The sequence below is a fragment of the Bacillus infantis genome, assembly GCF_050107595.1.
Classification (GTDB): Bacteria; Bacillota; Bacilli; order Bacillales; family Cytobacillaceae; genus Bacillus_AB; species Bacillus_AB infantis_C.
Genome location: NZ_JBNILH010000006.1, coordinates 90,595 through 111,178 on the forward strand (window position 1 = coordinate 90,595; position 20,584 = coordinate 111,178).

A 20,584-nucleotide genomic window follows, 5' to 3' on the forward strand; every position below is an offset into this window, starting at 1 on the left:
ATTTTACGCACCTTCCTTATTTTCTGAATGCTGATCCTGTATGTCTGTCAGCTGCCTGAAAGCGGCTTCCAGGCTGCCTGAGGATACCTGGACATCCCTGATTTCCCAGCCTGATGAAATAATGTTCCGCAATAATTCATCCGTTTCCCTTGCATAAAGAGAATAAGCATTTCCGCTTTTCTCCGCCCTCTCGACGCCCGGCAGTCCATTCAGGAGATTCAGGTCCAGCTCCTGGGAAGAGCGGAAGGAAACAGTCCTTGATGACACCCTTGCCTTAAGTGCCTCCGGAGTCCCGGAAGCAATCAGCTTCCCTTCTGCCATCACACAGATCTGGTCAGAAACAGCATCCGCCTCTTCCAGGTAGTGGGTAGTCAGGAAAATCGTTTTCCCGTCATTTGCAAGAGTACTGATCACCTCCCAAAAGCGGAATCTTGACTCCACATCCATCCCGACAGTCGGTTCATCCAGTATAATCAGACTGGGATTGCCTGCGAGTGCCTGCGCGAATGCAAGCCGCCTCCGCTGACCCCCTGAAAGAGCAGTGGCCTTCCTTTTTTCTTCCTTATGCAGCCCTGAAAGATCCAGCAGCCTTTCATACGATAAGGGATTTTTATAATAGCTGCGGAAAAGCTGGAGGATCTCGCCTGTACGCAAGCCGTCTGCAGGCTTTGTTTCCTGGAGCAGGGCCCCCGTCATTTCCCTGAGCTCCTTGCTCTTCGGCTCCCGCCCGAATATTTCAATCTTGCCTGAGGTAGGCTTGAGCATATTCAGCATCAGCCCCACCGCGGTGGTCTTTCCGGCTCCGTTCGGCCCCAGGAGCGCAGTAACCTCCCCCGCATTGACCTTCAAATTCAATCCATCAAGCGCCCTGAAAGAACCATATGCCTTCACCACATTTTCAAAAACAACTGCCTGCTGCATACTCATCAGCTCCGTCTCTATTAATTAATTTCATTGTAAAACTTTCCAGCCGTACTCATTAGTACCTCATGTCATCAAAATCATATGACAAATGTCATTTGGTACCTGGTATGCGAAAAGGACACTTTGGCCCATTCTGTCCACGGATGGTACCTGGTACCCTAAAAAGACACTTTCACCCTATCTGTCCACGAACGGTACCTGGTACGCTAAAAACAAAAGCCTGCTGCAAATTTTTCTATTAATTTCAAAAATTTTCTATATAATAGATGTTGGAAGAAGAGTGCTGCAGGCTTTTGCAGTGCTATAATTTATTCGACTAACTGGAGGCGATTTGGATTGGCTTATGAAGATGATGTTTTATTAGATAAAGGCACTAATAATGCGCCGAAAAAGAAGGAAGAACGGAAAGAAGGGGAACCGACTGCCGCTTTTAAAGGCGCTTCATGGGCGGCTCTGCTTGTCGGAGTGGCAGCCTATCTGATCGGGCTGTTTAATGCTGACACCATGCAGCTGAACGAAAAAGGATATTATTTCGCTGTCCTGATCTTTGGGCTCTACTCAGCAGTCTCTTTGCAAAAGGCGGTTAGAGACAAGGAAGAGGGAATACCGGTTACCGGCATCTATTATGGACTGAGCTGGTTCGCACTTATTGTTGCCGTTTTATTAATTGCTATCGGCTTGTACAATGCAGGAAGCATTATCCTGAGCGAAAAAGGTTTTTATGCCATGTCATTTGTACTCAGCATCTTTGCTGCCATTACAGTCCAGAAGAATATCCGGGATACACAGCAGGCAAAAGACAGGGATTGAAGCAGCAGCAAAAGCACGCAGCTTCTGAACAGACCATGACATTAATCCTGCTGAAAAAACGCAAAAAGACTGGCCAGTAATAATCCTGGCCAGTCTTTTATTTAGTGAAATACAAACTCCCCTATGCACGAACCATCTGCTCATACTGGAGCTTTCTAAGCTCAAACAAAGTAATCGGATCGCGGTAAGCCTCCGGATTTTCCTTCATTTTGCTGAGGGCCACCCCGTTCGCTTCAATGATGTTCAGGGTTTCCTCAACTGTCATATTGAGCACACTGAATGGATTGCGGAAGAAAATTTTAATATCCCTCTCCAGTGCTTTTTCGAACAGTTCAAACTGCTGCATGAACTTGCTGACGATGCTGTCGACGCTTTCGCTGTAATCCTCATTTTCGAGGAATTGCTTATACTTATTGTATAGCATGCCTTTGTTCTGAGGGATTGCGCCAAACAGCTTTCCGGCGCTCTTCAGCAGGAATTGCGAAGGAGTGAAGCGCAATAGGATATTCACCTTCTCCATCCTTACCCCGCTTGTCATCCTGTCGGCATCCCTCCGCCAGTCATCCAGCACTTTGAAATCGCACTCAAGCCTGATTTTCTCTTCTCCATATAATTCATTGAATCCTTCGCCCATTTCATACAGATAAGCCTGGCTGTGATTGAACTCTTCTGTTGTGAGGGCAATCCACTTCTGGATGCTGCCATAGAATTCAGGCAGGACGGAGTTTTCCAGATACTGCTGGACACGCTCGTTCATTGCTTCGTTCAGCTCCAGATGGATTTTCCGGAAGTCGCTTTCCTCTGTGACCAGCTCGGAAGTGCCCCGGAGGATTCCCGGGATTTCTTCTTCAAGCTTCGTCTTCATCCGGTCTTTGATGGACTGGTAGGATTTTGTAATCGTCCTTATCTTTTCTTCTTCAATATCGCTGAGCTGGTTGATGGCGCCATTCAGCTTTGTGACCATCTCTTCGTTCCAGCGGATATCCTCTTGGAGCGAGTTTTCCACCTCCACCCGCTTTTCAAGCAGATAGCTTAAGGCGCGCTGGATGTAGCTGAGCACACTTTGTGTCCGGACCTCATACCAGTCGCGGCTCAAGGTGTCATCGAAAAATCCGGCCAAATCTGCCAGCTGCTCCCGGCTTCCGTAATGGGAGGAAAAAGCGAATACTTTTCCTTCCGGGAAATACGACTGGATTTGTGAGGTTAACTCGTCGACCAGCCTTTCCGCCTCATGCTGATCATGAATCCTGTCCACCTTGTTCAGCAGGAAGTGCACCTGCTTGGAAGGGACGCTTCCGCGGATTTTTTCCAGGAGCAGAAGGTCCTCCTCTACAAGGCCTTCAGCTGCATTGATAACATATAAAATCCTGTCTGCAAGCGGGAGATAGTGAGCCAGTTCTCCACTTGCACGGCCGCTTCCTTTAGCTCCCGGCGTGTCAATGAGCGCAATCCTGTTTTCCTGCAGGAATGGGACAGGGACGCGGCAATCAAAGGCAACCCTTTCTCCTTCAAGGGCAGCGGCCGCCTCATTTTCCTGATATTGCGGGAGATCTTTCATCATGATCAGCCCGCTGTCGGTGACCTCACTGAAGGCTGCGTCTTCCCCTGCCTTGAACATGCTGATGGAAGCTGTGTCCTCTCCCAGAACCGGCTTGCCCAGCACATAATTAATGAAGGCGGACTTTCCGCTTCCAGGCCTGCCGGCAAGAAGGACATGACTGTTATCAAGGTCGAGGAGCTCCTCAACCATCCATTCCAGCCTCTGGCCAAGCGGAATATCATTTTTAATGGCCCACTTCTTAATATCCACAAACAATTTGTAGCTGTCTTCCAGCCCTCCGTTGTAAAGGCTTGAGCGGCCGATTAGATTTTCTGCATCCGCAACAGCACCAGGCTCGATACCGGCAAATAGCTTATTCCAGGCAAGCAATGCGGCGGAAGCGTGCACCGCGTTGGCGGAATCTGTAATCCTGACCCAGTTCACGAGCAGCTCAGGAACGAGCGGAGTCAATTCCTTCACATAATAATTGCTTGTGATAAGCTGCAGGTACGTCTCCCTGTACATAGCGGACAGTTCATGCCATGCATAAGAGCGGTCTGCTTCAAGCTCCAGCATCATCCCATTGAAATCCTTAAGCCATTGGTGGCTGCTGCTTTGATTCTGATAATGCTGCCATAGGGAGACAGACAGCTTTTCAAACCTTGATTCATCTTTATAAAAGACCGTTTTCAGCGCTTCAAGGAAATAAACAGGCTCAAGTTTCCTTGCCGCCCCTTGATCAATATAGCCGTTCAGGACCTCAAACCATTTGAGCGAGCTGGTGCGGACACCTTCATTGACGGCAAGTTCAATGGCATTGCCCCAATCCTGGTGCTTTTCGAAAAACACTCTTGCAAGCTCTGTTACATCCGGATAATCCGGATTGAGGAGGACAGCTTCTTTGATTGTCTGCACAGCCTTGTCAAGCTTGCCCTGATGGACATATAAGGAAAACAGCTGGAGCAGGACCTCTGTCTGGAGTACAAGGGATTCTGTCCCGATGCTTTTATAGATTTCCTCGGCTGTTGCATGCAGCTCCAGCTCCATATAGGCGTCAGCCGTATTTTTTTTGGCCCACTCCCCTAGTTCGTTATGTATGTTTTCCCATTTGAAAATGGCAGATTCATAGTCTTTATGGTGGAAATAGATTTCACCCTGTGCGAACCTGATGACCGAGAGCTCCGGTATTTCTTTTTTCTGTTCAAGGAAATATGCCTCGCCGAGCACCTGTGCAGGCTGCTCGCCGCTCCGGCCTTCCATGAACATCCCGTAATATGATTTATCGATTAATTGTTGTTCTATCGTCATCGTTATCCCCTTATGTAAATAGATTGACCTACTATATGCTAAAGAGATTCCTTTTATTCTGCACTCTCTATCCTTGTATTCTAGCAAAGAATGGAATGCAACAAATTTCATTTTACTTTCATTTTTGATACAGAAATGTTTCCTTCTGTAATAATTCTAACAGCAACCTTCAGATATGGAAAAATTTACGCAGCCTCTTCTTTCTGCACTGCCTGAAACAGCCTGAATCAAGCAAAACCCGCCTTGAAAGAAGGCGGGTTCGCGCTGATGCTGGATGGAAGCCCTTAGCGGGAGCCTCTTCTCAGGTTGTTTTGTTCATCTGTTGTATAGACGGTTTGCTCCCCGGAAAATGATGGGCTGCCTGCCGTGCCTTCCGCTTCCTCTTCGCTCTCGATCCGGCCTGCGCCATACCACTCATCCGCACCGGTCTCCGCGTTGGCAAACGCAGAATCTGCATTTACAGCCAGGAGAATCTTGTCATTATCCATATCTGCTGCATATGACTCTACATTTTCCTCAGCAATTCCGTACTTTGTCAGCCTTTCATGGGATTCGCCAAAGTCGCCGTCCAGCGAGAACGCTTCTTTCAGTTTATCCCAGAACGATTCATCGTCATGCTCTTCCGGAGCTGAGCCGGCCGTCTTTTCTACATCTGCATTTGTGTACGCATCAAGAGTGTAAATATCCTGCCGCTTCGAAATGACAGCCAGGTCCTTTGAATCATAGCCCTTGGCAGTAAGGTCCCTGATCGCCTCGATTGTTTCATCTATTGAACTGTATACACCGATAATATCGCGTTTCATCATTATGCCTCCTATATGAAAATCATATATAGGCTGTTTACCCTTTACTGATGCAGGCAAAACGCAGGCATAATCAAGACAGCTTGCGGATGAATGCGACCTTCAAATAATTCCCTTCCTTGAACTCACTGATTGTCCGGAAATCCTTTGGCAGGGAGAATTCCTCCAGCAGCTTGTACTTTCCGCCGCTTTCCTTAAAGGCTGCTTCTATAAATCCTTTGAACTTGCCCATATCAAATGTGCTGCAGTTGGTGGAAGCGACGATGATGCCGTCCTTTTCCGTGATCGCAATCGCTTCCTTCAGCAGGTTCTTATAATCCTTGCTTGCACTGAAGGTATGCTTCTTGGAGCGGGCAAAGCTCGGCGGATCAAGAATCACCATATCAAACAGAAGCTTTTTCCTTACGGCATATTTAAAATAATGGAAGACATCCTCTACAATGATATCCTGTGCCTCATAGTCGATCCCGTTGATGCTGAACTGTTCAATCGTTTTGCTTTTGCTCCTGTTCGCAAGATCCACACTTGTTGTTTTCACTGCCCCGCCTTTGGCTGCAAAAATGGAGAAGGCTCCTGTATAGGAGAACGTATTGAGGACAGTCCTGCCTTTCGCATATACATCCCTGATCGTCCTCCTGACATCGCGCTGATCAAGGAACACGCCGGTCATCGCCCCATCATTCAGGTAGATGGCAAAGTTTTCGCCGTTTTCTTTGACGATGAGCGGGAACTCTCCACGCTCTCCTTCAACAAAGTCATCATCCTCCATATATGAGCCTTTCACATCAAAGCGTTTCTTTTCATAGATTCCTTTAAAATCGGCCAGGTTTCTTAAAGACTGGAGGATTTCCTCTTTAAACCGGTATATGCCTTCACTGTACCATGTCAGCAGATAATAGCCGGCAAAATAATCAATTGTCAGCCCGCCGATTCCATCGCCCTCTCCATTGAAGACGCGAAATGCGGTCGTATCAGAGCTGTTGAAGAATGCCTCCCGGTGCTTAAAAGCCTTCTGCAGCTTACTCTCAAAAAAATCCTGGTCGATCTCTTCCTGTTCATTGCGCGTCAGGATCCAGCCGCAGCCTTTGTTCTGCAAGCCATAATAGCCTTTGCCAATAAATTTGTTCCTGCTGTCTGCCAGTCGGAAGATTGTCCCCTCCTCCTTCAGATCAGCAAGATTCTCTATTCTATCCTTATAAACAAGGGGAAGCCCTTTTCTATACTCTTCATCAGAACGCGCCTTCAGACGCAGTTTTATTTCCTGTGCCATATTATCACCCTTCTATATCCTGAGATCAGCTGGCCTGTTCGCCAGCTGTATCTTTCGCTTGTTCTATTTTATCATTCCAGCACCTGGAGAAGCCAATTGCTGAGAAGATCTAAAGAAACAAGGCTGTATAACTTCCGCAGCAATTCAGCCCAGCAAAAAAAGACCAGGGAAGCTTCCCCGGCCTTATACGGCTGCTGCCTGTTTCTTTATGCTGTTTTTCCGCCTCCGTCCTTCAGCCATGATCATGGCGATGGCGATCAGCAGGAAGATACTCGAGATCTGGAACAGCCTGCCTGTTTCCACGTACTGTGCTATGACGCCAAATACCAGTCCGCTCAAGCCGATGCCAAGGTCGATGGCTGAAAAGAACATGCCATTGGCAACACCCCGGCGGTTTGGCGGCGTAAGGGATAATGTCCACGACTGAAGCGTCGGAATCAGCGATCCGAAGCCGATCCCGAACAGAACTCCGGCGGCTGCAATCAAAACACTAGAATGGGCAAAGGACAGCACCCACATCCCGGCGAACGTAATGAGTGTACAGAATAGGACGAGCCCTCTCGGCCCATTTCTGTCAAACCACTTTCCAGCCGCCGGGCGCGATGCCGATGCCAGGACGGCATTGAACAGGTAGAAAAGGAAGATCTGCTCTATCCCCCGCTCTTCACCAAAAATGACAATGAAAGTGACAATGGATCCATATCCGAAGGTGACGATGACCGTGATAAGTGCCGGATACCAGCTCGATTTTTCAATCAGCGACCCTAAATAGGAAAAAGCTAAATCCTCTTTTTTCGCTTCCTTCACCGACTGGGGCGTCCTGTAGCTGACAAGCGCCAGGAGTATGATGCTGATGATGCCAAGACCGGCCGATATATAGACCAGATTCTCGAAGGTCGTAACCTGGAATAAATATATGCCCAGGCTTGGTGCAATGATCATCCCGAGAGTTACAGACAATCCATAATAGCCCATCCCCTCGCCGAGGCGGGAGTTCGGAACAACATCGACCGCTGCTGTCCCGTTGACAGTCGTCGACCAGCCCCAGGCAAGCCCGTGCACCAGCCTGAAGAGAAGAAACATAACAACCGCGCTGGAAAGCGGGTAGACCAGCGTGATCAGCAGCAGGGCGGCTGCACCGGCCAGGACGAGGAGCTTTCTTGCCCTGTACTCCAGCATATAGCCAATAAAAGGCCTGCACAGGATTGCGCCCGCAGAGAATAAAGTTGTGACCAGGCCGATTTCCAAGCCGGAGGCGCCTATCGATTTTATGTATGGCGGCATTGTCGGAATCAGCATTTGGAAAGACATAAAAACAAACAAATTCCCTGCCATCAGCATGACGAAAGATTTCGTCCAAAGTTTTTCTTTTTGTTCACTCAAGCGGCCCAGCCTCCTTTTCAAAAAAAAATCTATTTCTAAAACCTTTTGTTGGACTTTCCTTTTTCCGGCATATAGCTCAAAGCAAATACTCTATTTAAAATATATTTCGATTCACTAAATGTTAACACAGTTATTTAATTTATAGCAATGCTGTATTGTACCCTGTTTCCATAAAAAAAAGGAGGCCGGGGCCCCCATTCTTAATGATATTTTTTTATAAAAGCCAAGGTCTCATCAATGATCAGCTGCTGATCATTATCCAGCGTGGCAACATGATAGCTGTTTTCCATTGTAATCAGTTTTTTGTCTTTGCTTGAGATATGGTCAAGGATGAGCCGGGAATTATCAGGCGGGACAACGTGGTCTTCGCTGGAGACAAAAATCAATGCCGGACACTGTATGTCAGCCAGCCCTCCTTTTACCAGCTCCATTAACTGGACAATTTCGCCGATGGATTTGACCGGGGTCTTTTCATAGGCCAGCTCTTTTACATCAGCCTTCTTTATATCTGAGCCGATGGCATCGAGGAAGCGGACGTCCTGCAGGCCTGCTGCCCCTTCCATATCCGAAATCTCTACGGCTGCATTGATTGGGATGATGGCCTTGATTTCGGGATGCTTCTCAGCCATATAAAGCGTCAGTGTCCCTCCCATGGATAATCCCGTGACAAAAATATCATCGCACCGTTCCTTCAGCCATTGGAAGCCTTCTTCAATGCTTGCAATCCAGTCGCTGTACTGTGTTTGCTCCATTTCCTCATAATGGGTGCCATGGCCTTTAAGCCTTGGGCCGCAGACCGTATAGCCCGCTTTTGCATAAGCCTCCCCGAGCGGCCTCATGCTTTGGGTCGAGCCTGTAAAACCATGCGAAACCAGGATGCCTGTCCTGCCGCCTTCAAAATAAAACGGTTCTGCTCCGTTTAGTACTGGATAGTTATCCGCCATTTCTCTCCCTCCTCTTTCTCACTTTACAAAGGTTCGACTTCCTATGCTTTAAACCCTGCCGCTCCCGGAAAAAAGCCCGTTTTTGCCTATACACACAGATTTTATTTCCCGTATAGTACTGCCTGCATAGAATACAATAAGGAGAGCATTTGAGTTGGAGGCGGAGAACAGAAATGGATGACTTTAATTTTACAAAGCTATTTGCCAATGCAGAAAGCTTTTTTCATAAAAAGGGGCAGCGGGAGATCCAATTCCCTAAGGGCAGCCCCATCAACAAGGTGCACCGGTCTTCCCAAATCGTTGGGAACAGCCACAATATGCAGCAGTTCCTGTCCAAATATCTGGGCATAAAAAAATAACCTGCATACGCAAGTTACAAGAGACCTTATGGCTTGTCCATCTAAAAAACAATCAGGCCGGAATCAGCGGACCTTTTCCGGGATCCTAATATGCCGCTTGCCGCCCGTGAATCGGGCGTTTTTTATTTCAGCCCTGTCAAACGCCTGCAGCCGGCTCCCGTTGGACCAGCCTTGCCGATTCATCAGGCTTTGGCAGCGAAAAGTCCTTTCACGATGGAGCTTTTCCTTGATATCGATGCTCCGCGCGGATATTGGATATCCTGCTGGTCTGCTTTTTTATTATAATTGGCAGCATCTTTAAATAACCGATCAAAATCAAAAATGTCTTCCTCGCCACTTGGCTTCTGGACTTTTAACACATGCTTTTTGGCTGACATTTTTAACCACCTCTTTACTATAAGTTTACCTCATTAGGGCTAAAGATTCAATCTTTCCCGAAGCTTTGTAAGCCCCAAGTTCTCCCATGCCCGTTTATGGAGCTCCGAAACAAGGGAAGTAATGCCTGCGACCAGATAGCCGTCATTTTCATTGAATTCAGATCTGTAGCTTGAAACGCAAATAACATAGTCGACGACTTCTGTACCGCTTGTATAAATATTTTCCTCTTCTGAGGTGGTATAAACCAGATAATTTTTATCATGGATAACTTCCGGATTTTCCTTGTTGATCGGAATCCCTGTTTTGTATAAGTCCACAAGCTCGAGCGACCTCTTTACAGCCGAAGGAAATGATGCCTGGTGAAATTCGGCAAGCGTCATCACCTCAAAGGTGAGGTGTTCATCCCATTCACTCAAATAGAATTCCTGCATTTTGGCAAGTGCAAAATCGAGCGCATCGTGGAATCTTGGATGCTCTGAATCAAAGCTCGTTTTCAGTACATTTTTGTTTTCTTCCTTCATTAGATACGTCAGGAATTTAAACTTTCTCATCTGGTCATCAATGATGGATATAACTTCCTTTTGGCTCTGGTCCAGGTCAAACTCCAGATTTCCGAGCTTGAAGCGGATGATCCTCCTTGATGCGGAAGGCACCAAAAGCCAAAGCAGCAGCCATAAAAGCAGGTAGAAAAGATATTCAAAAATGACCTGGAATTTTGGCGACTCAGCAATAGGCTTAATAATCAGGCTCGTGACCGTATCCTGTGCAGCGGTCTGGCCTCCTGCATCCGGCTGGCCCGTGCCATCCGGCAGCTGTGCAGCATGATATAAACTGATAGCCGCAAACAATATGATGATCCCTACTCCCGTCCAATACACAATCGCAGACCATTTCCTAACCTTATCTTCAATGACAGGCAGATCTTTAACCATCATCCTTTCCATTTCCATCCCCCTTTAGCCTGTTCGTCATTCAGCAATGTTGGAGGTTCATGGTGTGATTGAAAGATTCGGAAACGATATTTTGTTTGTGATTAAGAAAAGCGCAAGCGCCTTGCTCACCCCCGACAAGCACAAGATGATTCTCCCGGAAAGGCGTTCTTTGCCTTTATGGGAGAATTGGCTTGTGACCTCGAGGGGGCAGGCGCTGGAGCTAGACAGTGATCAAAGCCGAAAAATATATACTTTCTTCTGCTGTATAAAAACCATATGATCCATTATATTACCTTAACAGTTTATCATACCAGAAGATTTTCTCCCCTAGTTCTTTCGCTTCAATTCAGGCAGCAGCCTGGCTCAAGGCCAATGAAGATGGGTACATAAAGCTATTATATGCAGCAGCAGGCCTGCAGGCAGCTTTGCCCAGAATTTTTTTCCCGCTCAGCCCTTCCTCTTTCCTGATTTTGCTTACCTGCTCCTTGTTTTTATCCTTCTTAATGAGTAGTATTAAGTTCATGGCATATCTTTTCAGATTCCATTAGACTATAAGTGAACGTGCCCAGAGAATTACTCGTTTTTTTAAAATGCTCTTGTAACTGCATGTTGATTTTGGGCTCATTTCAGCTGTGCTGAAACGCGTGTGAAACAGGGTTTCACACACATGAGCCCAAAATCAACACCAATGGACAGCACAACTATTTTAAAAAAGGGCTTTTTTAATAAAAATGTTTGGTCGCCGATTGAGCTTCAGGCAAAAAAATTCTATAATTTCCTAAAGTATATAAAAGAAAGGCTGATACTGGTTTGGAACAAAACTCATCCAATTTTATTCGAACGATCATTAAGGAGGACCTGGAATCCGGAAAAAGGAATGAAGTCGTGACCCGCTTCCCTCCAGAGCCAAATGGATATCTACATATCGGACATGCTAAGTCCATCATCATTAACTTCGGACTAGCCGACGATTTTAACGGCAAAACCAATCTGCGCTTTGATGACACAAATCCGCTGAAAGAAGACCAGGAGTATGTGGATGCCATTAAAGAGGATGTAAAATGGCTGGGATATGAATGGGACGAGCTTCACTTTGCTTCGGATTATTTTGAAGAAATGTATGAGCGTGCAGTCCTTCTGATTAAGAAAGATCTTGCCTATGTTGATGACCTGAATGCAGATGAAATCAGGGAATACCGCGGCACGCTGACAGAACCCGGTAAGGACAGCCCGTACCGCAGCCGTTCTGTCGAAGAAAACCTGGATCTGTTCAAGCGCATGCGTGCAGGAGAATTCCAGAATGGCGAAAAGGTGCTCAGGGCAAAAATCGACATGAGCTCGCCCAATATCAACCTGAGGGACCCGGTCATTTACCGTGTATCACATGCCCATCACCATAACACAGGCGACAAATGGTGCATTTATCCAATGTATGCATTCGCCCATCCGATCGAAGATGCCATTGAAGGGGTCACCCATTCTCTGTGCACAACAGAATTTGAAGATCAAAGACCTCTTTACAACTGGATCATTGAAGCTTGTGAAATGGAAAGCAAGCCGCAGCAGATTGAGTTCGGGCGCCTGAATCTGATCAATACAGTCATGAGTAAAAGAAAGCTGAAGCAGCTCGTTGATGAAGGTTATGTGGATGGCTGGGATGATCCGCGCATGCCGACCGTTTCAGGTCTGAGAAGAAAAGGCTTTACACCTGGCGCTATCCGTGAATTTGTTGAAGCGACAGGTGTCTCAAAAGGGTCCGGAGCCGTTGATACTGCGATGCTTGAGCATTTTGTCCGTGAAGACCTTAAGCTGTCATCCCCCCGTACAATGGGGATTCTGAAGCCGCTGAAGGTTGTAATCACCAATTATCCTGAAGGGCAGACAGAAATGCTTGAAGCGGAAATAAATCCTGAGAATCCAGAAATGGGCAGCCGCCAGATTCCGTTTTCAAGAGAAATTTATATCGAGCAGGATGATTTCATGGAAGATCCGCCAAAGAAATATTTCCGCCTCTTCCCAGGAAATGAAGTGCGCCTGAAGCATGCATACTTCATCAAGTGTGAAGATGTCATCAAGGATGAAAACGGCGAAATCATTGAAATCCACTGCACATACGACCCGGAAACCAAGAGCGGCACCGGCTTTACCGGACGGAAGGTAAAAGGAACCATTCACTGGGTCGAGGCGTCCCAGGCAGTTCCGGCCGAATTCCGCCTGTATGAGCCGCTGATCCTTGACGAAGAATTGAACAGCGAAGAAAATGAAGGCAAGACCTTCCTTGATCATGTAAATGAAAATTCTCTTGAAATTGTCAATGGCTTCATTGAACCTAACATGAAGGATGTCAAGCCTCAGGATAAGTTCCAGTTCTTCCGCCACGGCTACTTCAATGTCGATCCTAAGCATACAGCAGAAGATCACATTGTATTCAACCGGATCGTTTCGCTGAAGAGCTCATTTAAACTATAAAAGCATAGCCGCCCGCCACGGGTTGCTACATTGAGAGAGGAGAGCGGCCGCTGAGCCGTTCTCTTTTTTAACAATATTTTCAAGGGATTGTCTTTTTAGCAAAAAATACGATACAGTTAAAGCAGAGGTGAGTATATTGAACGAGAAAACACCATCTGCATCAAGCATAAGATGGTTCAGCCTGGCCCTGCAGGCCTTGCTTATTATGGCAGACAATGAAGGTCTTTGCCCAAGTGCAAGGCTCGCGGACAAAATCGGTTCAGAATCAGGGTTTCTTCGGAAAATTTTGCGGAATTTGGTCAAGGAAGGCCTTGTCCAGGCAAAGGAAGGCAGAGACGGCGGCTATTTCCTCGCCAAGGCGCCAGAGGATATCAGGCTTTCTGATGTATATGCCGGGATGCGCGCTGAGCCATTTTCAAAAGGTTTCCTGGATGTCAGCAGCAAAGAGTGCTTTGAACCATGCACCCGAAGTGCCTTATCCGGCCTGAAAAATGAAATGGAGCAATGGATCCTGAACGGATTAGAAGAAAAGACCCTTAGAGACCTGATGGGAAAAAAATAAAGGAAACGGGACATCATTATGTTTCGTTTCCTTTTTCTATATGTCCCGCAGCGGCGTTAATGAGATCCGGGTAATATAAATACCATAAGGATGGAGTCGATCAGTATGAACCACAGGAAAATATAGAAAAGTCTCCGCTGCGTAAAATACAAGCGGACCAGCATGAAGTAAGCAAAGCCTGCTGCAAAAACAAAAGACAGAAACTCCTCCAGCTTTTCTCCCTTCAGGACCAGCTTGTCGTCATAATACAGCCGCAGCTCTTCATTTAATGAAATTGGTACAGTATAAATGCTGACCAGCAGGCCAAGCAGCATGAGGCCCCCTGCAATGTTGAGAAGTTTTTGCACAGATATTGTTTTATCAGCTTTCAGCACCTGCTCTGAAGCCGGCTTATAATCAACCTGCAAAGCCATCCCTCCCTTTATAACTTCTACGGGCCGGGAAGCAATTGGTTTCAGCTTTCCGGATCAGGCAGGTGATCCTTATGCTATTCATAAGACTTTTCGCAAATAGAAGGCTCTCCCCTCTTTCCTCCCTTCCAAGCATATTATGTCTAACATTGTAATGAAAAAATAAACTGTGTTTGACAAAAGAACAGTAAAACCATATACTGTTCTTGTAATAACCACAGTTAAAAGGAGCTGGCATATATGAGTAATAATACAATGAGCAAAGAAGAATATTTAAATAAAGTAAAAGATCTTGACCAAACCACTGAAGCGCCAAAGGAGCTGGAAGATACAGATTTCTTCACGGTGGCAAAAGAGCGCCGCTCTGTCCGCCAGTATGATGCTGACTATATTATGGAAGACAGCGAAATTCGTGAAATCCTCGAAGCTGCCATCCTGGCACCGTCTTCTTCCAACCTCCAGCCTTGGAGATTCCTTGTGATTAAGGATCAGGAAGCGAAAAAAGAGCTGCTGCCAATCGCCAACAACCAGCAGCAGATCACAGATGCTTCTGTCGTCGTTGCAGTACTTGCTGATATAGATGCCTATAAGAAGGCAGGAGAAATTTACGGGGGCCTAGTAAAGATGGGCCGCATGACGGAAGAAATCAAAGATTCCTATGTAGCATCCATCATGAAAACCTATGGCGGTTTCTCTGATGAGAGGGCGCTTAAGACTGCCATGATCGACGGCGGACTTGTCTCCATGCAGCTGATGCTGGCAGCAAAAGCAAAAGGCTATGACACAGTTCCTATGGGCGGCTATGACGAAGGGCAATTTACAGAAGCCTTTAATGTGCCGGAAAACTTTAAGCCAGTAATGCTTATTTCCTTAGGGAAAGGCAAAAAGGCTGGCTTTGAGAAAAATCGCCTGCCTCTGGATGATGTTTTAAACTGGAACAAATTCTAATTAACTTGCCCGGGCCTGGATGCCCGGGTATTTTTGCGGCTTGATTCATGAGGATATAACGGGAGTTGTTTATCACTAGTTGATTAGTTTTATTATCTAAAAGGACATCTTATAAACAGACAGCCGGCAAAGCGGCAGAACAGGCAGGACCCTGCTCCTGAATTACCGCTCCATTAATGATTCATTTATCCTGGTTTCAGGTAAAAAAATATAGGGTAAACTCACAATTGTTTCCAAATAAAGAAAGAGGAGTAGATATATGGCAAAAGTGCCTGGTACTTTTTTATTATATCCCCAAAATTTTTTGACAATCTTAATTCAATTTTAGTATGATGGTTTTTGTACTAAAGGAGGCAGAAAAATGACAGCTTTTGATAAACAGAAAATTGTGAATAGTGTGCCGCAGAAAGGATTTTTCGGCCACCCTAAGGGCTTGTTCACGCTCTTCTTCACAGAGTTCTGGGAACGCTTCTCCTACTACGGGATGAAAGCTATCCTGCTATACTATATGTATTATGAAGTTTCAAAGGGCGGACTTGGGATCGATGAGACGACAGCCGCTTCTGTAATGGCCGTGTACGGCTCACTCGTATATATGTCCGGGGTAATCGGAGGATGGATTGCCGACCGTATACTCGGAACTGCCAGAACCGTATTCTACGGCGGTGTTCTGATCATGCTTGGACATATTGCCCTTGCATTCCCTGGAGGCATTACAGCCCTGTTCATTTCCATGGCATTGATTGTCATTGGTACAGGTCTATTAAAGCCTAACGTATCAAGCGTTGTCGGCGACCTTTACAGCAAAGAAGATGTCCGCCGTGATTCCGGTTTCTCCATTTTTTATATGGGAATCAACGCTGGTGCTTTTATTGCACCGTTAATTGTCGGAACAATCGGTGAAAAGTATAACTTCCATTGGGGCTTCGGGATTGCAGCAATCGGTATGCTGGTTGGATTGATCACTTATCTTGCTACAAGAAAGAAAAACCTTGGGCTTGCAGGCAGCTATGTACCAAACCCGCTGCTCCCTGAAGAGCGCAAAAAAGTATTCGGCCGCATTGCCATTGCCGCAGTTATTATTGCTATTATTGCTTTTATCAGTATTTCCACCGGGTTCTTAACGATTAACCGCTTCACGGTACTGATCAGTATCCTCGGGATTGCCATTCCGACCGCATACTTTATTGTGATGTACCGCAGTCCGAAAACAACTTCAGATGAGCGGTCAAGAATTATCGCCTACATCCCGCTGTTTATTGCATCGGTTATGTTCTGGGCGATCCAGGAACAGGGTTCCATCATCCTTGCCCAATATGCGGACAAGCGTACTGACCTGGACTTTGCAGGCATCCACCTGCAGGCATCATGGTTCCAGTCCCTTAATCCATTGTTCATCATCGCACTCGCACCATTGTTTGCGTGGCTTTGGGTTAAGCTGGGAAACAGGCAGCCATCAACGCCTAAGAAGTTCTCACTTGGCTTAATTTTCGCGGGCTTGTCTTTCCTTGTCCTGATTATCCCTGCTTATATGAGCGGCGGGGAATCATTAGTTAATCCATTATGGCTTGTACTGAGCTTCTTCCTTGTCGTTATCGGTGAGCTGTGCCTGTCCCCTGTAGGGCTGTCAGCCACAACAAAGCTTGCGCCGGCGGCTTTCTCGGCTCAGACAATGAGCTTATGGTTCTTGTCCAATGCAGCAGCACAGGCGGTAAATGCTCAGCTTGTTAAGCTGTATGATCCTAATAATGAGATTATGTATTTTGGTACGCTTGGACTTTTGGCTGTCGTTTTAGGCGGCGTCCTGATTTTCATGTCACCTTCTATTCAGAGATTGATGAAGGGTATTAAATAAAAAACAAAGGCAGTGCATTTTTGAATGCACTGCCTTTGTTTTGCTTATAAATGTAGTCTGCTGATTTCCATTCAAGGCACTTCGCTTTCCGCGGGGTGTCGCCTTAGCCTCCTCAAGCTCCGCGCTGTGGGGTCTCAACATTTCCGCTGCAATTCCGCAGGAGTCTCCGTGTCTTGCACTCCAATCAACAGGGTTTGCAGTACCCATTCTAGTTTATGCAGTTCTTTGAATGGAGTCTGCTGATTTCCGTTCCAGGCACTTCGCTTTCCGCGGGGCGACGCTGAGCCTCCTCACCGCTGCGCGTCTGCGGGGTCTCAGCCTTGCCGCTAATTCCCGCAGGAGTCTTCGTGCCTTCCACTCCAATCAGCAGGGTTTAATAATTTGTTTGGCTGACCCCTTTAGTACCCTTGCTCTTAGACAAGGTTTCAGACTCTCCCCTTCAATGCATTCAAATATTCCACATGCTTCCGGTCTGTGTCGAGGACAGTCTCGACCAGTCGGCGGCTTTCTGGGTCGAGGTCGCCTCTTACGTTTTCTTCGGACATTTGAATGGCATAATAGTCTTCGCCGGTAAGGGTTTTATCGACTATTGCACCCTGGCTGTCCGGCAGGAAGAAACTGCTGATATAGCCTTGGATGGAACCGGCAATGCCTTCGTCGTCAGCAGGTACAGCCCCTAGGTTCTGGATTCTTTCCGCTATCAGGGCTGCATTATGTTTATGCTCCTGCTGCATCCTCTGGAATTCCGCTCTAACACCTTCATCTTCAAGCTTTTCAATGAAATGCTCATAGGCATGGATGCCCATGTACATCCCTTTCAGGAACTTGTTCAGCTCCTTGGCAACTGAGTGATTGTCCACCTTGCTTCCTCCATTTTCCGTTTCTGACAAAAATGTCATCTTCAGCCTAATATTGTAAGCTTAAGCTATGGCTGGCATACATCATTTCTCATATAGTTAGCTTAGAAAAAGAAAATTCAGGAGGAATTCCGCCATGCTTCTTCGTGCAAAGGGAATCAGGAAAACATATGGAACTAAGAATAACTTATTTAATGCTCTTGAGCATATTGATCTTGAGGTTGACAGAGGGGAATTTACAGGCATAATGGGGCCTTCCGGTGCCGGGAAATCAACACTGCTTAATATTCTGGCTTCAATCGACAGCCCCTCAGCAGGCAGTATCCATATTAAAAATCAGGATATCCTGCGGATGGAGGAGGAAGAGCTGTCCCGTTTCCGGAGAGAGCAGCTCGGCTTCATTTTCCAGGATTTTAACCTGCTGGATACTTTGAATGTAAGAGAAAATATCGCCCTTCCCCTTGCTTTATCAGGAATGGCATTTAATCAGATTGACGCAAGGATTCAAAAGCTTGCCGAATGGTTTGAGATTGAAAGGATATTAGAGCAGTACCCAAGAGAAATTTCAGGCGGGCAAAAGCAGCGGACCGCTGCTGCACGGGCGCTTATTGCGAACCCTTCCCTTCTTCTGGCCGATGAGCCTACAGGCTCCCTTGACTCCAAGTCCGCATTCGGCCTGCTCCAGGCGCTCCAGAAGCTGAATGCTGAACAGCAGGCAACCATCTTAATGGTCACGCATGATCCGCTTGCAGCCAGCTTTTGCAGCAGAGTGCTTTTTATCAAGGATGGGCATATCTTTACAGAAATCCGCAAAGGTGAGTCTGATAGAAAACAATTCTTCCAGCAGATAATCGATATTCTTGCTGCTTTGGGAGGCGGAGGCCGCCATGACGTTATTTGAGCTTGCCAGACGCAGTTTTAAAGGCAACAGGAGCCAATACCTGCTGTATTTTTACCCTATGGTTTTCAGTATTCTCATTTACTTTACATTTGTATCTCTGCAGTATAATCAGAGCCTGTCGTCATCCGTGACAGCGCTGGGCAAGCTTGAACCCGCCTTTGCTGCGGCTTCCGTTATGCTGCTGGCTTTCGCTGCTGTTTTTATATGGTATTCAAACGCCTACTTTATGAAAAAAAGGAAAAAGGAAATTGCCCTTTACGCCTTATATGGACTTAAAAAGAAACAGATCGGCAGGCTGCTCTTCCTGGAGCAGATGATGATAGGCGTGCTTGCCCTGTCTTCAGGCATTTTATCAGGTATGCTGATGTCTAAATTCTTTGCCATGCTGCTCATCAAAGTAATGGGCCTTTCCACTATCACCGGTTTTGCTTTTTCCGGGGCTGCCATCCTGCAGACCATTGCTGTCTTCTCATTGATCATCTTGCTCACTTCAATTTATAATTACAGGCTTGTGTACAAGCATACATTGCTCGAGCTGTTTCAAGCTGAAAAGAAAGCCGAAAAACAGCCCAAGGGCTCTGCCCTGGGCGCTGCGCTCTCATTGCTGCTGGCTGGTTCAGGCTACTTTCTTCTTTTGCAGCCCTCAAGCTCCGATATTTGGAAAGACTTTGGCTTCTTGGCTATCTTAGTATCTCTGGGAGCAATCGCTCTTGGAACCTACTTATTTTTAAACTGTTTTATTGTTACTCTGCTAAAACGTCTTAAAGCCATTCAGAGGATCTATTATAAAGGCATCAATTTAATCAGCCTTTCCCATTTATTATTCAGAATCAAAGGAAATATTTTGGCGCTGACCATCATTTCCCTGCTCAGCACCTTTACCTTGTTCACAATCGGAACCGCTGGCAGCCTTTATTACAATATGAATGCACTTGCTAATAAGAATTATCCGCTCAGCCTTCTGTACACCGTTCAGAATGAAGAACAGAAAGAGCATGTTTTGGAGATGATCAGAGAAAATCAAGAAAACCCCATCCAATTTGCCGTGGAAATCCCTTACCTTGCTGTTAATGCAGATTTGTCTGCAACAGGCAGGTTTCCCGATGACTATCCGGCTTTGCTCATTCCCGAGGCTGCTTATAAAACACTCGCGGCAGAACTCGGCCATAGTATCCATGGAATACCCGGTGAAAACGGGGCTATTGCCTTCTATGACGGAAACCTGAAGCAGGATGAATATCCTTATACAGGAAAAAATATGGTGCTGCCTGGTGGACAGGACATCCGCTTTTCTTCATACGAAAGTAAATCACTCCTTAACCAGGGCTTGTATTCCTTCCCCGTGGTGATAACCGATAAACTCTATAATGAGCTAAGGGCGGATTACCCTGAAAACATTTTACAGGCGGTCAGCTGGAAAAATGATAAGCATTCCGAAACAATCGCAAACCAGATTCAAGCCTATTATTACAGCGAAATGCCGAATCTTGATACAGCCTTATTTTCGACCTTCTTCCATGAGCATGAAAAGCTGATGCAGATATATGGGATCCTTATATTCATAAGCAGCTTTCTCGGATTGACATTCCTCCTGGCAACCGGCAGCATGCTTCACTACAAACAGCTGTCAGAGGCTGTTTCCGACCAGGAAAGGTATAGTGTCCTAAAGAAAATTGGAATGGGCAGAAAACAGATCAATGCCGCCATTCTCAAGCAGCTGTTCCTTATTTTCGCTCTCCCGCTCCTGGGAGCTGTTCTGCACAGTTCTGTCATTATGCTGGCATTGACGCGGTTTCTGAAAATAGACACACTGATCCCTTTCATTTTTACGGCGGCTTTGTATGCACTGATTTACTTTGTTTATTATTTCACCACAGCAAGAACCTATAGCCGGATCGTTAACTAATACTAAAAAAAGCAGCCAGTAAAAG

The 20,584-nt window shown here is 46.4% G+C and carries 19 protein-coding genes; 8 read left to right on the forward strand and 11 right to left on the reverse strand.

All coding sequences use genetic code 11. The annotated features are described in order from the left end of the window. Window positions 1–3: 3 nt before the first annotated feature. The gene (locus tag ACQCVH_RS13860; RefSeq protein WP_426836251.1) at window positions 4–927 is read right to left on the reverse strand and encodes an ABC transporter ATP-binding protein; all 924 of its coding nucleotides are present in this window, start codon (window positions 925–927) and stop codon (window positions 4–6) included. Window positions 928–1,260: 333 nt separating this feature from the next. Between ACQCVH_RS13860 and yiaA the strand changes: the two genes are divergently transcribed. Continuing rightward, entirely contained in the window at window positions 1,261–1,734 is a 474-nt protein-coding gene (gene yiaA / locus ACQCVH_RS13865; protein ID WP_426836253.1) for an inner membrane protein YiaA, read from the forward strand. A 121-nt stretch (window positions 1,735–1,855) separates the two neighbouring features. On the opposite strand, the gene ACQCVH_RS13870 is transcribed toward yiaA, so the two are convergent. The 5 genes from ACQCVH_RS13870 to ACQCVH_RS13890 form a co-directional block, all read right to left on the reverse strand. After that, entirely contained in the window at window positions 1,856–4,582 is a 2,727-nt protein-coding gene (locus tag ACQCVH_RS13870) for a GTP-binding protein (protein WP_426836254.1), read from the reverse strand. Between the two features lie 284 nt (window positions 4,583–4,866). Further along, window positions 4,867–5,388 carry a YflT domain-containing protein gene (locus tag ACQCVH_RS13875; RefSeq protein WP_426836255.1) on the reverse strand — a complete coding sequence of 174 codons (522 nt, stop codon included), beginning with the start codon at window positions 5,386–5,388 and terminating at the stop codon, window positions 4,867–4,869. Window positions 5,389–5,458: 70 nt separating this feature from the next. Then, window positions 5,459–6,655: a class I SAM-dependent rRNA methyltransferase gene (locus ACQCVH_RS13880; protein WP_426836256.1), complete on the reverse strand. Its 1,197-nt coding sequence runs from the start codon at window positions 6,653–6,655 to the stop codon at window positions 5,459–5,461. 183 nt (window positions 6,656–6,838) lie between these two features. Next, window positions 6,839–7,996, reverse strand: coding sequence for an MFS transporter (locus tag ACQCVH_RS13885; protein ID WP_426836463.1), 1,158 nt, complete (start codon window positions 7,994–7,996; stop codon window positions 6,839–6,841). A 242-nt stretch (window positions 7,997–8,238) separates the two neighbouring features. Continuing rightward, on the reverse strand, window positions 8,239–8,982 hold the full coding sequence (locus ACQCVH_RS13890; RefSeq protein ID WP_426836257.1) for an alpha/beta hydrolase: 744 nt from the start codon (window positions 8,980–8,982) through the stop codon (window positions 8,239–8,241). A 173-nt stretch (window positions 8,983–9,155) separates the two neighbouring features. Between ACQCVH_RS13890 and ACQCVH_RS13895 the strand changes: the two genes are divergently transcribed. After that, on the forward strand, window positions 9,156–9,341 hold the full coding sequence (locus tag ACQCVH_RS13895) for a hypothetical protein (protein WP_426836258.1): 186 nt from the start codon (window positions 9,156–9,158) through the stop codon (window positions 9,339–9,341). A gap of 182 nt (window positions 9,342–9,523) precedes the next feature. On the opposite strand, the gene ACQCVH_RS13900 is transcribed toward ACQCVH_RS13895, so the two are convergent. The 3 genes from ACQCVH_RS13900 to ACQCVH_RS13910 form a co-directional block, all read right to left on the reverse strand. Continuing rightward, window positions 9,524–9,718 carry a hypothetical protein gene (locus ACQCVH_RS13900; RefSeq protein WP_009792341.1) on the reverse strand — a complete coding sequence of 65 codons (195 nt, stop codon included), beginning with the start codon at window positions 9,716–9,718 and terminating at the stop codon, window positions 9,524–9,526. Between the two features lie 39 nt (window positions 9,719–9,757). Then, window positions 9,758–10,663 carry a hypothetical protein gene (locus ACQCVH_RS13905; protein ID WP_426836259.1) on the reverse strand — a complete coding sequence of 302 codons (906 nt, stop codon included), beginning with the start codon at window positions 10,661–10,663 and terminating at the stop codon, window positions 9,758–9,760. Between the two features lie 334 nt (window positions 10,664–10,997). Then, entirely contained in the window at window positions 10,998–11,174 is a 177-nt protein-coding gene (locus ACQCVH_RS13910; RefSeq protein ID WP_426836260.1) for a hypothetical protein, read from the reverse strand. Between the two features lie 287 nt (window positions 11,175–11,461). Between ACQCVH_RS13910 and ACQCVH_RS13915 the strand changes: the two genes are divergently transcribed. Both ACQCVH_RS13915 and ACQCVH_RS13920 read left to right on the forward strand, forming a co-directional pair. Then, window positions 11,462–13,120 carry a glutamine--tRNA ligase/YqeY domain fusion protein gene (locus tag ACQCVH_RS13915; RefSeq protein ID WP_426836261.1) on the forward strand — a complete coding sequence of 553 codons (1,659 nt, stop codon included), beginning with the start codon at window positions 11,462–11,464 and terminating at the stop codon, window positions 13,118–13,120. 127 nt (window positions 13,121–13,247) lie between these two features. Then, entirely contained in the window at window positions 13,248–13,682 is a 435-nt protein-coding gene (locus ACQCVH_RS13920) for an RrF2 family transcriptional regulator (RefSeq protein ID WP_426836262.1), read from the forward strand. Between the two features lie 56 nt (window positions 13,683–13,738). On the opposite strand, the gene ACQCVH_RS13925 is transcribed toward ACQCVH_RS13920, so the two are convergent. After that, window positions 13,739–14,089 (reverse strand): hypothetical protein, encoded by a 351-nt coding sequence (locus ACQCVH_RS13925; protein ID WP_426836263.1) that lies wholly within the window; start codon window positions 14,087–14,089, stop codon window positions 13,739–13,741. A gap of 243 nt (window positions 14,090–14,332) precedes the next feature. On the opposite strand from ACQCVH_RS13925, the gene ACQCVH_RS13930 reads away from it, so the two are divergent. Together ACQCVH_RS13930 and ACQCVH_RS13935 are read left to right on the forward strand one after the other, a co-directional pair. Next, entirely contained in the window at window positions 14,333–15,040 is a 708-nt protein-coding gene (locus ACQCVH_RS13930) for a nitroreductase family protein (protein WP_426836264.1), read from the forward strand. Window positions 15,041–15,401: 361 nt separating this feature from the next. After that, the gene (locus ACQCVH_RS13935) at window positions 15,402–16,895 is read left to right on the forward strand and encodes a peptide MFS transporter (protein WP_426836265.1); all 1,494 of its coding nucleotides are present in this window, start codon (window positions 15,402–15,404) and stop codon (window positions 16,893–16,895) included. Window positions 16,896–17,320: 425 nt separating this feature from the next. Here ACQCVH_RS13935 and ACQCVH_RS13940 read toward each other — a convergent pair whose 3' ends face one another. Beyond that, window positions 17,321–17,755, reverse strand: coding sequence for a DUF2383 domain-containing protein (locus ACQCVH_RS13940; RefSeq protein WP_426836266.1), 435 nt, complete (start codon window positions 17,753–17,755; stop codon window positions 17,321–17,323). A gap of 133 nt (window positions 17,756–17,888) precedes the next feature. Between ACQCVH_RS13940 and ACQCVH_RS13945 the strand changes: the two genes are divergently transcribed. Then, window positions 17,889–18,653: an ABC transporter ATP-binding protein gene (locus tag ACQCVH_RS13945; RefSeq protein ID WP_426836267.1), complete on the forward strand. Its 765-nt coding sequence runs from the start codon at window positions 17,889–17,891 to the stop codon at window positions 18,651–18,653. Beyond that, window positions 18,640–20,559, forward strand: a complete 1,920-nt coding sequence (locus ACQCVH_RS13950; RefSeq protein ID WP_426836268.1) for an ABC transporter permease — start codon at window positions 18,640–18,642, stop codon at window positions 20,557–20,559. The genes ACQCVH_RS13945 and ACQCVH_RS13950 overlap by 14 nt, the downstream gene beginning before the upstream one ends. Window positions 20,560–20,584: the final 25 nt, after the last annotated feature.